The sequence below is a fragment of the Picosynechococcus sp. PCC 8807 genome (genome assembly GCF_001693295.1).
Classification (GTDB): Bacteria; Cyanobacteriota; Cyanobacteriia; order Cyanobacteriales; family MRBY01; genus MRBY01.
Window position 1 is genome coordinate 1,257,080 of the sequence record NZ_CP016483.1, and the last position, 13,751, is coordinate 1,270,830.

Consider the following 13,751-nt stretch of genomic DNA (forward strand, 5'->3'; position numbering starts at 1 on the left):
GGATGGCGTTTCGATTTTTGTAACCCGGTGCGATGGATTGGTCAGGTGAGTAGCGATGGATAATTTTTCCGGCCTCTTCACCCCAAAAAGATCTAGCGGCTTCCCTGGGGCATGGGATGATAGGTTAAGCTGTCTTACGGTCTTTTGCCCCTGATTTTTCTATGGTTAGAATTAACGAAAATTACCTCAAACTTAAAGCAGGTTATCTCTTTCCCGAAATTGCCCGGCGAGTGAATGGGTTTCTAGCAGAAAACCCCAATGCGCCCATTATCAAATTAGGGATTGGTGATGTCACCGAACCATTACCCGCTGCCTGTCGAGAAGCGATGGCAAAGGCCATTGACGACATGGGCGATCGCGCCAACTTTAAAGGGTATGGCCCAGAACAAGGCTATGCTTGGCTACGGGAAAAAATCGCTGTCCACGACTTCCAGGCCCGCGGTTGTGACATTGACGCCTCTGAAATTTTTGTGTCTGATGGTGCCAAATGCGATACCGGGAACATCCTTGATATCTTTGGCAAAGACAACACCATCGCCGTCACTGACCCCGTTTACCCCGTTTACGTTGATACTAACGTGATGGCAGGACATACCGGGGAAGCCGATGAGTCTGGTAAATATGGTGGCCTGACTTACATCCCCATCACCGCTGACAATGACTTTGTGGCCCAAATCCCCACAGAAAAAGTCGATCTGATCTATCTCTGTTTTCCGAATAATCCCACCGGGGCAACGGCGACGAAAGAACAGCTCCAAGCTTGGGTGGATTATGCCAAAGCCAATGGTTCGATTATTTTCTTTGACGCTGCCTATGAAGCGTTCATTACCGACGAAAGCCTACCTCACTCGATCTACGAACTAGAAGGAGCGAAGGATTGCGCCATCGAATTCCGTTCTTTCTCTAAAAATGCAGGCTTTACAGGGACTCGGTGTGCCTTTACCGTTGTGCCGAAAAATCTGACTGTTACTGCGAGCAATGGCCAAGCCGTGCAACTCTGGAGCCTCTGGAACCGCCGTCAGTCCACCAAATTTAACGGCGTTTCTTACATCGTCCAACGGGGGGCAGAGGCCGTTTATTCCGAAGCGGGTCAAGCCCAAATCAAAACACTGATCGATTTTTACTTGGAAAATGCGGCCATTATTCGTCGGGAACTCCAAGCGGTTGGTTTTGATGTCTATGGCGGCGTGAATGCGCCCTATGTCTGGGTCAAAACCCCTGCTGGTTTATCGAGTTGGGACTTTTTTGACAAGCTCTTGATCAACTGTAATGTGGTTGGTACCCCTGGATCTGGCTTTGGGGCCGCTGGGGAAGGCTATTTCCGTATTTCTGCTTTCAATAGCCGTGAAAACGTGCTCGAAGCAATGAAACGGATCACAACGGCATTCCAATAGGAATTTAGTAATTTCTAAACGTTGAGTTAAAAAATTTGCTGTTGATCTTTTGAGGCGCACCGGAGTGCGTCTTTTTTTATCTTCACCAAGACGCGGGAGAGTGGGGGCGCAAAATGTCGCGGACAGTCTGTTGGAGGGGCAAGTGATTCATCATAAAAGTGTGCAGTACCGGTAATTGGATCACAGGATCTGCTGGAGAAAGGCGTGTTTCTTCTAAGGCAACAATGCCATCATTAAATTCTTCGCCAAATGGACTTAAGCTCCCCCTGGGGCCACCAACGCCAGCAATCACCGTGTAGGGTGCATCTAAATTGGGGAGAGCTTTGTAAAAAGCCGGATCTGTTAAATTAAACCCACATTGGCCTGTCCACCAGCGAAAAGGAGGCAATTGCCAAGCCCAAGCCGCTAAACGAGGTGGTTGGTTCGGGGTGCCCAACATCACTACATGTTCTGGGTCTGGGGTTTTCGGGCAAGTGAGGGCAGCCCGCGTCAGGACTCCTCCCAAGGAATGGGCCACGATACTGTATTTTCCGGTTTTGGCGATCGCCTGAATTTTTTGGCGAAGCCGTACCACAATCTGTTCAAAACTTTCCGTGGCCGCAAAATAGCCAAATTGCTCCGTTGCCCAACCATGGCGCTCCAAATATTGAGCTAACCCCAGGAGAGAAAAGGGCGTCCGGCTGAGGCCGTGAATACATAAAATTTTCATTGATTACACTGCACAATTGCCGCTCACAACACAAAAACCCTAGGCGGCAGGAATTGTTTTTCTGATCCGATGGTAACGTTTTTGGAGCCACTGGTACGACACCAAATTCAATAAAAGACCAATCCCCAGGAGTAACGTCATCAACACAAGCTGATACCAGGGAGCTTGCACCACAATGTCTGCGATCAAATGGCCAACATTTAGCACTGAATATAATACAGTCACCAGAAAATGCAGTCGCCGAAACCCTTTACTATTGGTGAAAGTCGTCAAAATGATCAACATCATGGGGATGGTGAAGAAAAAAAGCATAAACCCGAAAACGAGATCTAGGTTACCTCCAGCATGGGAATGCTCCACCGCCTGGTCGTGGAACAGAGGCATCAATCCCAAGTCCGTATGAAACAAGGTTCCCAAAAGAAAAGCCATCCAAAGGGCGTTGATCTGTGTCGGGTAGCGATTCGCCATTATCCTAAGCTCCACCATGGCCACTTGCCTCAGTCATAGCACTGCCGCACCAACCTAGCCAAGGGAGCATTTACCAAACATTACGCAGGGGCCAATTCCCAAAGTCCCCACCAGATTGAGTGAGGACTTTGATTAGATTCAATGTCTGGGACTAAGCATTTAAAGCGCGGTAGGCGGCTTGTACTTCGGTGATCGTAAACAAGCTAGAAAATTTGAGATTTTGGCTAGCGTAAAATTCGGCCCCTCCCTGCTGACGGTCAACAAGGGCAATAATTTCTTCTACTTGGTAACCGGCATCCCGGAGACGCTCAACGGCTTGGGCGGCGGACTGTCCCGTGGTCACAACATCTTCAAGGACAACCACTTTCGCGCCTGGGGTAAGGGATGGCCCTTCGATATAGGCTTGGGTGCCGTGGCCCTTTGCTTTTTTGCGAATAATCAGAGCCGGAATGGGACAATTTTCGTAGGCTGACACAACACTGACGGCGCTAACAATCGGGTCAGCCCCTAGGGTTAAACCAGCGACAGCAGCAACGTCTTGATCGAGCTGAGCAAGGATCAGACGACCGATGAGGAGCGCTCCCATTGGGGTGAGGGTGACCAATTTACCGTTGATATAGTAGGTGCTTTTTTGTCCGGAAGAGAGGGTGAAGTCGCCTTCTTTATACGCATCTGTGGCGATTTGATTGAGGAGTGTTTGTCTGAGGGTGGCTTGATCAGCGGTCAGGAGGTCAGAAAGGGCAGGCATGGTTGTATATGAAGTTCAGTACAGAGAAAACTTGACCAATTGGGTTTTGTGAGCAAAGATGCTGGTAAAGATTTGACTTATGGATGTAATGCCATGAAAAAATGGTTTCATCATTTAACCACAGTTTTTGTGGTAGGTGCGGCGGTACAGGGAATTGGCCAAGGGGCGATCGCCCAAACGTATCTAGAGGGAAGATACCCCACTTACCCAGAACATACAAATGATGTATTTACCCGCGCCCTCTACTACGAGTTGCAGGATACCTTTGCGAGCTTTAGCACGGGCCAAGTACTCAATGATTATTTTGGTGTTTCTCCCTTTGGCTTGAATGGGGCAGGCTATCCCGAACAACGGGCAAAACGAGATATCAAGAAAATCGATATTCTTTACCGGGATATTTTGTTGCAACAGGTAGACAGTGACCCGGTGCTGCGCACCCAAGATTTGCCGAATCCGTTTAACTCTTCCCTGCAAACGGAAGCTGCCTTCGACTACAACATGGGTTATTAGGGCGCAATAACATTCACCCAAGCGGTAATGCTCCCAAACGAAAGGCGATCGCCTTTGGGGCGTTTTTTTTCGCAACCTTAAATTTGCAAATTTGAAGCTCGAAAATTTATCTGAAAGTCCAGGGTGCAGGAGTTGAACCTGCCTGGGACGAATTATGAGTTCGTTGCCTAAACCGCTCGGCCAACCCTGGCAAATTTGTTGGGGCGATTTTGCCCACAGGCTATCATAGTACAATTTCTTCTTTTCCTTAACTGTTCCCTCGGCGATCGCCCATGAAGTTTCAAACGACCCTGGCTTTTACTTTCCTGCTCCTACTGGCGATGTTTGGTGCTGGAACCGTGAGTGCCCTCTATGGCTTTACCGTCGGTTACGAAGCCCTAAAAGGTGTCAAGCAGCCCGAAGGAAATCCGAGTCAGCAACTGATTCGTAGCCGTCAGCCCGATAATGGTGAAGCAGATCCCGCCGAAAATTTAGAATTTGTGTCCGAGCGATCAATTATTGTGTCTGTTTACGATCAGATCCAGGCCCAAGAAAAGGAACTCCAAAAGGCCACCCCGGCAGCAGCACCGCAAAAGGACGCCTTTATTGAGGAACAACCTGCAGAAACCGCCGACCAAAAAACCTTTCCCCTCAGCACCAGTGCAGACGATGTCACTTTAGAAATTGTAAGCGGCCAACTTTCTGGCAACGATTGGCTCATGGAAGTAAATCTGCAAAATAATGGCCAGGAAGCGGTGAATTTTTTGTATAACTTCCTTGAAATTAAAACCGAAACGGGACGATTGTTAAGTACCCAAATGGACGGTCTCCCCAACGAAATCCCTGCAAATCGGCAAAAGTATGCTGGCACCATCCGGATTCCGGCGGTGATCCTGGATGAGACGCAAACCCTGTCGCTCCAACTTCAGGACTATCCAGACCGGGAAATTTCCCTAGAACTTTCTCAGATTCCAGTGATACGTTAGGTAGAAACAGTACGCCTGCAAGGGTTATAGCGCAATTCCATGTTATCGAGCGGTGAAATTTTAGTCCGATTATTGTCTGTGTTGTTGTTGATCGCAATTAATGCTTTTTTTGTGACCGCAGAATTTTCGATTGTCTCGGTGCGGCGATCGCGCATTAGTCAACTAATTGCGGAGGGGGATCTCCAGGCCAAGATGGTGCAAGCCCTCCAGTCCCGCTTGGAACGCCTCCTCTCGACGACCCAGTTGGGGATTACCCTCTCTAGTTTGGCCCTGGGCTGGATTGGGGAAGATACCATGGCGACGGTTATTGCTCAATTTTTGGTGGGATTGCCTCTCCCCGACGACTGGATTCAACCCTTTGCTGTTTCTATTTCGATCCCTTTTGCTTTTTTCTTAATTGCTTATTTGCAGATCGTCTTGGGGGAACTCTGTCCTAAATCCTTAGCCCTCTCCCATGCCGAAGAAATGGCCCGCTGGTTGGCCCCTCCCAGTTTGGCGATCGCCCGAATTTTTAAACCGTTTATTTGGATCTTGAATCAATCTAACCGTCTCCTGTTGCGCCTTGGGGGCATTGCGCCGATTCAGCAGGGGCTTTGGTATGACCGACTGACACCAGAAGAACTCCAACTGATTATCACCACCGAACAAGAATCCATGGGCCTAGAGGCGGAGGAACGGGAGCTTTTAAGTAATGTCATTGAATTTGGTGATGTGGTTGCCGAAGAAATTATGACGCCCCGCACCAAAATCCATGCGATCGCCAATGGCGCGACCCTCGGCAAACTGTTGCAAAAAGTCAGCCAGACCAATCACTCCGCCTATCCCGTTTATGGAGAATCCATCGATGACATTGTCGGTTTTGTGCGCTTCCGGGATTTTGCTAAACCCCTAGCCGCCGGGGGGATGAATCTCAATACGGCCATTAATCGCTGGGTAAAGCCTATTCCCTTCGTCGCCGAGGGTACCCCGATCGCCGACCTCTTGCCGAAAATGCAGCGCACCAAACAACCGATGGTCATGGTAGTAGACGAATTTGGGGGTACCGCCGGGCTTGTCACCCTCAAAGATATTATTAATGAAATTATTGGCGATGAACTCGACAGTCATCCCAATGCGCCACTCCATTTCAAAGCTTTAGATCGACAGACTTTCCTGGTCGATGCCCAAATTGATCTCGAAGAACTCAATGATTTGCTAAATGTTGAATTGCCCTACACCGACGATTATCAAACCCTCAGTGGCTTTTTGCTCTACCAATGGCAAAAAATCCCAGAAACGGGTGAAGTCTTTCACTTTGAAGACCTGAAATTTCAAGTGATGGGCATTGATGGCCCCCGCCTCCAACAGGTCAAGATCACCCGCGACCCCTCTGATATTGAGGCGATCGCCGAATTTGATTTTCCTCCAGAGCCAGAGGATCATCCAGACATGGAAGAAATCCTTGGCCCCGACTTTAAACCCAGCGGCGGAACCGACTAAGACTGATCCTGGGACTCTTTTTTCTGCAAATCTGGAATCAGATCCGGGCGTTTGGCATCTTCCCAACCCGAAGGCCGCTTGGAATTAAAAAAGGCGATCAGACCAATGGATACCGCCGCCACAAAGCCCACCACGTAAACGAGGGTGAAGTATAAAGGAAAGGGTTGGCCAGCAACTGCCAAAAAGAGGGAATGAAAATCGGACATAACTTCTTGATCGTTACAATTCGTTACAAGCTTACCAAGAAACGGGTCTCTGCCTAGATCCGTCCCCGGAGCATCATCGCCATTTCGTTGGGCGTCGGCGATTTTTCTAGGGCGATTTCCTCTGTAATCCGGCCTTCTTGGTAGAGGTTAAACAACGACTGATTCATGGTGACCATGCCATCAAATTCACCATTTTGCATCAATTCGAGCATTTTGTCGTACTGACCGCTGACGATGTAATCTTTCATGGTTTCGGTATTCACCAAAATGTCATGGTAAGCCGCCCGCTTTCCATCGGTGGTACGGCATAGACCTTGGGCGATAACAGAAACCAAGGATTCGGCGATCGCCACCTTCATCGCATTCTGCTCATCTGCACTGTAGAGATTAAGAATCCGTTCAATGGTTTTAATCGCACTGTTGGTATGGAGCGTTCCCATGACAAGGTGCCCCGTTTGGGCGGCTTTGAGGGCGGTATTCACCGTTTCTTTGTCCCGCATTTCCCCAACCAGGATAATGTCTGGGTCTTCCCGGAGGGCCGCTTTGAGCGCATTATCAAACTTTAGGGTGTGCATCCCCACTTCCCGGTGCTTGATTAGAGATTTCCGACTTTGGTGAACAAATTCAATCGGATCTTCAATGGTGATGATGTTCTTTGGGTGGGTTTTGTTGATGTAATCTACCATTGCCGCCATGGTTGTGGATTTACCCGAACCCGTTGGCCCTGTAACCAGAACGAGGCCTTTTTCTGCATCAGAAATATTCTTAAAGATGGGTGGTAGGCGCAACTGTTCCATGGTCAAAATTTTGAGTGGAATCAAACGCAAGACCAAAGAGGGGCCATTTAGAGAATCAAAAATATTGATCCGCACCCGCGCGAACTCGTATTGGGTTGCACCGTCAAAATCAAGGGTGTCCTTAAAGCGTTGGATTTCCTGTGGTTTAAGCACTTCATGCAGCCAAGCATAAAACGTATCTTGGTCAGTCACCGGATATTCAGTGATCACCATTTCCCCCCGATCACGATACCGAGGCACTTCCCCGACCCCAAGGTGCACATCAGAAAATCCTTCTTTGTGAGCCCTGGTGACCAGTTCCTTTAAACTCGGTTGCCCTGGCCCCCGTTGGGGAATTCGTTCGGCATTGGCCCCTAAATATTGTCGAGGTGGCGTAGGTAAAGGCGGTGGCGGCGGCATCCGTTGCAGCGGCGGTGGCGGTGGCGGAGAGGCCGGGCGACGTTGTTTGGGTTGGGCCGTGGGCTGGGGACGCCGCTGTTGGGGCATCACAATTTGTGTTTCATCCGCCGAAACAGCAGGTTGGGGCCGTGCAGAGATAATTTGGGTTGCCTCGCTGGCAGGGGGAACGGGAGGACGGGAGCCCGCAGAACGGTTCGGAGGCATGGAATCACTCATAGGTATCTTTCCGCAATGGAGGGGACTGAAAATGAGGGGACACCCTGGTGTTGTGTGGGTTTAACCGGGGAATTTTGCCTAAATTTATTGGCTGACTTTCCCTATGGTAACTTGAAATCTTCGCTCTGCTAAAGGGGAAATGCTGCGGGCGATCGCCATTTGTCTTGACCCAAAAATCAAAGATCGCGCCCTTCATCTTTAACGATTTGCCACCAACACAATCTCCAGCTCTATCTAGGGATCTTTTGCCACAACATTTCTACTGTTTTCTGGGGCAGTCCCCAAGGGGGAAACAATCTCTTTTAAACCGAGCATAAATACCCATGACTTGATGTGAATTAATGTAACAGAATCTCAGGTGCTAGGGCAAAGTTTTGACGACAAAAAAGCGTTTAATAGCAGTCCAGAAACGGCTTTTTATTACCTGAGTATAAATAACTATTTCTAATGACCTAGAGGGAGCAAAAGACTTGAATAATCAGTGGTTTCGATATTTTTCCTTGAATTTCTACCATAAAAAAAGCTTTAGAAATTAATTTATGTAAAGGGATTCTCATTTTCACCTAATTCCTGTTTATACTATTTACTATCGAAGGGCATCAACACCCAGAAATATTGATGCTTCCATTTAAGTTTTTTGACAACTAAACATATCCCTGGGAGGGGACAGATTATGGACTACTCATCGACGCGCAGTTGGGATTCAGCTTACCTATCTGTACTATTAAAAAGCTTTTTGATCTGGAGTTTTACGCTACTGGTTTGCCTTTTGGTTGTCGGTTTTCCAATTGTTGTTTTAATGATGACCATTGGTTCGCTCATGGCCATTGTGCTCCAGTCTATTTTGCCGGTTAGTGCAGTGCTCGTTGTTGCCGGAACGATTATTGGCGGCACCTTGATGGGCATTTTGGTCGCAGCGGCAATGCTAACAGCCAAGGGAGTTCACCCCCAAGAAGTGACTTGGTTAACTTGGCTCCATGGAAATGCAGAGGTCGCATCGGATTCTATTTTTGCAGCCTGCCCTTTAACCTGTGAAGTTAGTTAGAGGCACACCTGTACACTGCCTCGTTGATTAGAGTTTTCCAAAGTTCATAGTGATCTAAAAAAAGATGCTTGTGTCTGCCCGGTAATTTGCCGGGTTTTTTCGTGACCGGCAAGGGAATCTGTAGAATGGATAAGATCTTTTGGTGAGTGTTTTATGCCCTCAGTTTGTATCACTCTTGGTACCCGCCCGGAAGCGATTAAGCTCGCGCCTGTGATCCGGCAATTTCGCCAGCAGTCTGATTTTAAAACCCATGTGATTTTGACGGGGCAGCACCGGGAAATGGTTGATCAGGTGATGCAGTGGTTTGATCTACGGGCCGATGATGATCTCGAAATTATGCAACCGGGACAAACCTTATCGGACATTACCTGCCGGAGCTTGGCGGGTTTACAGGCGATTTACCAAAAGTTATCCCCGGATATGGTGCTGGTGCAAGGGGACACAACGACGGCGTTTGCGGCAGCTTTAGCGGCGTTTTATCAGCAGATTCCGGTAGGTCATGTGGAAGCGGGCTTACGAACGGATAATTTAATGAATCCTTTCCCAGAGGAAGCAAACCGACGCCTAATTTCTCAGATTGCTCAGTTGCATTTTGCACCGACTCCCCAGGCGATCGCCAACCTGAAAAAAGCGGACATTTTAGGGGGCACCTATTGCACAGGGAATACGGTGATTGATGCCCTTTTAGCCGTCGCAGCGGCAAATCCCCCCTGTGACATTCCCGGTTTAGATTGGGAACGGCAACGGGTGATTCTTTCGACGGTGCACCGCCGGGAAAATTGGGGTGAACCGCTCCAGGACATTTTGCAGGGGTTACATAAGATTGTTACGGCGTTTCCAGATGTGGCGATTTTATTACCGATGCACCGCAACCCCACGGTTCGGGAGCCAATTCAGCAAATCCTAGGCCAACATCCCCAAATTTTTCTCACCGAACCTCTAGATTACCCGCAGTTAGTCGGGGCGATGCAACGGAGTTATCTGGTACTCACGGATTCCGGGGGGCTCCAGGAGGAAGCACCGAGCTTGGGTAAGCCGGTGTTAGTTTTGCGAGAAAATACCGAACGACCAGAGGCGATCGCCGCCGGTACGGCCCAATTAATTGGTACCGCCCAGGACAATATTTTCCAAGCGACCCAACTCTTGCTCACAAACCGGGAAAAGTATGAGCAAATGGCCAATGCGGTAAATCCCTTTGGGGATGGCACCAGTTCCGCGCAAATCTTGCAAATTGTGCGTGATTTTCTGCAAGCTAGGGCGGCGTAAGCTCCCGGGCCGGAGCGGAGTTCACAAAATCCCGGAGATTGACAGAGCTTGGGGCTTGGATCGTGTCTTGGCCCTGGAAATTAGGATTCTCCTGGGCGGACGTTGCTGGGTCAGGCTGAAAAGCGTCTGGGGGTGTTTGCGAATCGAGGGTCGGTACGCTGGCGACATTGTTAGGGGGGCGATCGCCTGCTGTTTGCCCACTGGGTTGACCCGCACTGGGATTGGGGTTGAGGGGCTGACTGGCGAAGTTTGGAATTCTGATATTTGCCCAATAGTTGGGATAGGGCGGCACGGAAGGCTGGTTGGTGGCGTACTGGGGAATCGCCGTCGGAATGTTGCGGAGTGCTTCGGGGGAGACCGTTTCGTAATCTTTGAGGATCTGTTCGCGGCTGTCGTTTTCGGCAAAGGTGGCCGTAGTGGGTTCGTCGGCCATAAAACTTGGCTCGGAGTCGCCATTGCCAAAGGTTTCATTAGCGGCTGTTTCCGTTGTTTCAGCGGGGCGATCGCCTTGACCGAATAAACCAACTGCCGCTGGCGTCAAAATTGCCCCAGCCAGGAACAAACCACCATATAAAAAATATTCTTTCTTTGCCATCTTGTTCAGATATAGTGCGAACTCATCTTCCTTCTAGCACATTGTTCCGTGTTTCGGTGTCGCGCCAAATTTGCCGATTAACATCCTAGGCGATCGCCGTCCCCAAACAAATTTGGGGAGAACTAACCCAGCATGGCACAATCTAGGGCGAAGATCGATTTACAATGAAGCAGCTCTCAAGTTTTTTTATTTCTCCAAGACGGCCCAATGACTACCGATATCCCCAATCTTCCCAGTCAGTACGATCCCCACAACACCGAGAATAAGTGGCAACAGACTTGGTTTGAACGGTCAGTGTTTCGGGCCGACCCCCAGAAAAAAGGCGATCCCTTTTGCATCGTGATTCCGCCCCCCAACGTCACGGGCAAGTTGCACATGGGCCACGCTTTCAATACCTCCCTGATCGATACTGTCGTTCGTTATCACCGCATGAAGGGGGAAAATGTTCTCTGTCTCCCCGGCACAGACCATGCCAGCATCGCTGTCCAAACCCTCGTCGAAAAACAAATTAAAGCCGAAGGCAAAACCCGTTACGATCTCGGTCGCGAAAAATTCCTCGAAAAAGCCTGGGAATGGAAAGCAGAATCTGGTGGGGCGATCGTCAACCAACTTAAACGCCTGGGACTCTCCGCCGACTGGACGCGGGAGCGTTTTACCCTTGACGAAAATCTCTGCGAAGCCGTTAAAAAAGCCTTTATTACCCTCTACGAAGAAGGTTTAATTTATCGCGGCAATTATTTGGTGAACTGGTGTCCCGAATCTCAATCCGCCGTCTCCGATCTCGAAGTGGAAAACAAAGAAGTAGACGGACATCTGTGGCATTTCCGCTATCCATTGAGCGATGGCAGTGGCTATGTGGAAGTGGCAACGACTCGCCCAGAAACGATGCTCGGTGATACGGGCGTTACGGTGAATCCCAATGATGAACGCTATAAAAATTTAATTGGAAAAACGTTAACGCTGCCGATTGTCGGGCGGGAAATTCCGGTGTTTGCCGATGAGCACGTAGACCCTGAATTTGGGACAGGTTGTGTGAAGGTTACGCCCGCCCATGATCCGAATGATTTTGAGATGGGGAAACGCCACAACCTCGAATTTATTAACATCATGAATCGCGATGGTACGTTAAATGAAAATGCGGGGATGTTTGCAGGACAGGATCGCTTTGAGGCGCGGAAAAATCTTGTCGCCAAATTAAAAGAGGATGGTGTATTGGTCAAAACGGAGGATTATCGCCACAGTGTTCCCCACAGTGATCGCGGGAAGGTTCCCGTAGAACCACTCCTTTCCACCCAATGGTTTGTCAAAATTGACCCCCTAGCAGAGAAAACCCTCGCCTTTTTGGATGAGGACAATCAACCGAACTATGTGCCGGAACGGTGGCGTAAGGTCTATCGGGATTGGTTAGTGAAGCTGAATGATTGGTGTATTTCGCGGCAGTTGTGGTGGGGCCACCAAATTCCGGCGTGGTATGTGGTTAGTGAAACCAATGGCGAAATTCAGGATCACACGCCCTTTATCGTTGCCCATGATGAAACCGAAGCGAAACAAAAGGCGATCGCCAAATACGGCGAAGATTGCCAGCTAGAACAGGATCCCGATGTGTTGGATACGTGGTTTTCCTCTGGCTTGTGGCCCTTCTCGACCTTGGGTTGGCCCGACAATAGCGAAGATTTCCAGAAATATTTCCCCAATAGCGTGCTGGTGACGGGGTTTGACATTATCTTTTTCTGGGTCGCGCGGATGACGATGATGTCCAGCCATTTCACCGGAAAAATTCCCTTTAAGGATGTTTACATTCACGGGCTAGTCCGAGACGAAAATGGCAAAAAAATGTCGAAATCTGCCAATAACGGCATCGATCCCCTGCTGATGTGCGATCGCTACGGGACGGATGCGTTGCGTTATACCCTGATCCGTGAGGTCGCTGGGGCAGGTCAGGATATCAGTTTGCAATACGACCGCAAAACCGATGAATCCCAGTCTGTAGAAGCCTCCCGGAATTTCGCCAATAAGCTTTGGAATGCGGCGCGGTTTGTGATGATGAACCTCGATGGGAAAACCCCCACCGATTTGGGTCGTCCTGAAATGCAGGATCTCGAATTAGGCGATCGCTGGATTCTCTCCCGTCTGCACCAAGTGATTGCCGACACCCACAAAAACCTCGAAGGGTATGGCTTAGGGGAAGCCGCCAAAGCCCTCTACGAATTTATCTGGGGCGATTTCTGCGACTGGTATATCGAACTGGTCAAACCCCGTCTCTATGCCAAGGAAGCGCAAGATCAAGCTTCCCGCACCGTTGCCCAACAGATTTTGGCGTGGGTCTTAGAGGACATTCTGAAATTACTCCATCCCTTTATGCCCCACATCACCGAGGAAATTTGGCAGACCCTTACCCAAGCGGACGGCCAAACATTCCTCGCGACGCAGCTTTTCCCCGCCGAAAATGATCAGTTAGTCGATACCTCCCTAGAGGATGAATTTGCTCTGCTCATCGAAGCCATCCGCACGATCCGGAACCTGCGGGCAGAAGCGGACATTAAACCGGGGGCAACGGTCACCGTGATCCTCCAAAGTGAAACGGAAACGGAACTCAACATCTTGGCGAAAGGGGAAGCCTATATTCTTAAATTAGCCAAGGTAGAAACTTTAAAATTGACCAATACCGTCGATAATGCCCTCAAACAGGCGATCGCCGGAGTCGTGGGGACGATTCAGGTCTTAATTCCCCTCGAAGGCCTTGTCGATATTCCTGCACTGCGGTCAAAATTAGAGAAGAATCTCGTAAAAGTGAATAAGGAAATTCAATCCCTCAGTGGACGTTTGAATAACCCTGGCTTTGTCAATAAAGCTCCAGCAGAGGTGATCGAAGGTGCCCGGTCTGCCCTTACCGAAGCTGAAGCACAACAATCTATTTTGACGGAACGTTTACAACGACTTCAGTAATGCGTTTC

General features: G+C 49.4%; 13 protein-coding genes and 1 tRNA gene. 7 read left to right on the forward strand and 7 right to left on the reverse strand.

Annotated features, from left to right (window positions below):
• Positions 1–161: 161 nt before the first annotated feature.
• A complete protein-coding gene (locus AWQ24_RS06080; RefSeq protein WP_065716276.1) occupies positions 162–1,394 on the forward strand; it encodes an LL-diaminopimelate aminotransferase in 1,233 nt (410 codons plus the stop codon).
• Between the two features lie 82 nt (positions 1,395–1,476).
• On the opposite strand, the gene AWQ24_RS06085 is transcribed toward AWQ24_RS06080, so the two are convergent.
• The 3 genes from AWQ24_RS06085 to pyrE all read right to left on the reverse strand — a co-directional run bounded on the left by AWQ24_RS06085 (position 1,477) and on the right by pyrE (position 3,319).
• Positions 1,477–2,103 carry a triacylglycerol lipase gene (locus AWQ24_RS06085; RefSeq protein ID WP_062433543.1) on the reverse strand — a complete coding sequence of 209 codons (627 nt, stop codon included), beginning with the start codon at positions 2,101–2,103 and terminating at the stop codon, positions 1,477–1,479.
• Between the two features lie 39 nt (positions 2,104–2,142).
• Positions 2,143–2,574, reverse strand: a complete 432-nt coding sequence (locus tag AWQ24_RS06090; protein ID WP_315862329.1) for a hypothetical protein — start codon at positions 2,572–2,574, stop codon at positions 2,143–2,145.
• A 148-nt stretch (positions 2,575–2,722) separates the two neighbouring features.
• Complete coding sequence (pyrE, locus tag AWQ24_RS06095) at positions 2,723–3,319, reverse strand: orotate phosphoribosyltransferase (RefSeq protein ID WP_012306828.1); 597 nt, start codon at positions 3,317–3,319, stop codon at positions 2,723–2,725.
• Positions 3,320–3,412: 93 nt separating this feature from the next.
• Between pyrE and AWQ24_RS06100 the strand changes: the two genes are divergently transcribed.
• Complete coding sequence (locus tag AWQ24_RS06100; RefSeq protein ID WP_052349607.1) at positions 3,413–3,829, forward strand: hypothetical protein; 417 nt, start codon at positions 3,413–3,415, stop codon at positions 3,827–3,829.
• Between the two features lie 117 nt (positions 3,830–3,946).
• Here the strand turns inward: AWQ24_RS06100 and AWQ24_RS06105 are convergent.
• A tRNA-Ile gene (locus AWQ24_RS06105) sits at positions 3,947–4,019 on the reverse strand.
• Positions 4,020–4,101: 82 nt separating this feature from the next.
• On the opposite strand from AWQ24_RS06105, the gene AWQ24_RS06110 reads away from it, so the two are divergent.
• Positions 4,102–4,794 (forward strand): hypothetical protein, encoded by a 693-nt coding sequence (locus AWQ24_RS06110; protein WP_065716278.1) that lies wholly within the window; start codon positions 4,102–4,104, stop codon positions 4,792–4,794.
• A 39-nt stretch (positions 4,795–4,833) separates the two neighbouring features.
• Positions 4,834–6,273, forward strand: a complete 1,440-nt coding sequence (locus AWQ24_RS06115; RefSeq protein WP_012306831.1) for a hemolysin family protein — start codon at positions 4,834–4,836, stop codon at positions 6,271–6,273.
• Here the strand turns inward: AWQ24_RS06115 and psb35 are convergent.
• Complete coding sequence (gene psb35, locus AWQ24_RS06120) at positions 6,270–6,479, reverse strand: photosystem II assembly protein Psb35 (RefSeq protein ID WP_065716279.1); 210 nt, start codon at positions 6,477–6,479, stop codon at positions 6,270–6,272. The genes AWQ24_RS06115 and psb35 overlap by 4 nt on opposite strands.
• Before the next feature lie 53 nt (positions 6,480–6,532).
• Entirely contained in the window at positions 6,533–7,891 is a 1,359-nt protein-coding gene (locus AWQ24_RS06125) for a type IV pilus twitching motility protein PilT (RefSeq protein WP_065716280.1), read from the reverse strand.
• A 673-nt stretch (positions 7,892–8,564) separates the two neighbouring features.
• Here AWQ24_RS06125 and AWQ24_RS06130 point away from each other — a divergent pair.
• On the forward strand, positions 8,565–8,936 hold the full coding sequence (locus AWQ24_RS06130) for a hypothetical protein (protein ID WP_012306834.1): 372 nt from the start codon (positions 8,565–8,567) through the stop codon (positions 8,934–8,936).
• A gap of 153 nt (positions 8,937–9,089) precedes the next feature.
• Positions 9,090–10,202 carry a non-hydrolyzing UDP-N-acetylglucosamine 2-epimerase gene (gene wecB / locus AWQ24_RS06135; protein WP_065716281.1) on the forward strand — a complete coding sequence of 371 codons (1,113 nt, stop codon included), beginning with the start codon at positions 9,090–9,092 and terminating at the stop codon, positions 10,200–10,202.
• Here the strand turns inward: wecB and AWQ24_RS06140 are convergent.
• Entirely contained in the window at positions 10,189–10,797 is a 609-nt protein-coding gene (locus tag AWQ24_RS06140; RefSeq protein WP_065716282.1) for a hypothetical protein, read from the reverse strand. The genes wecB and AWQ24_RS06140 overlap by 14 nt on opposite strands.
• Positions 10,798–11,004: 207 nt before the next feature.
• On the opposite strand from AWQ24_RS06140, the gene AWQ24_RS06145 reads away from it, so the two are divergent.
• Positions 11,005–13,743 (forward strand): valine--tRNA ligase, encoded by a 2,739-nt coding sequence (locus AWQ24_RS06145; protein WP_065716283.1) that lies wholly within the window; start codon positions 11,005–11,007, stop codon positions 13,741–13,743.
• Positions 13,744–13,751: the final 8 nt, after the last annotated feature.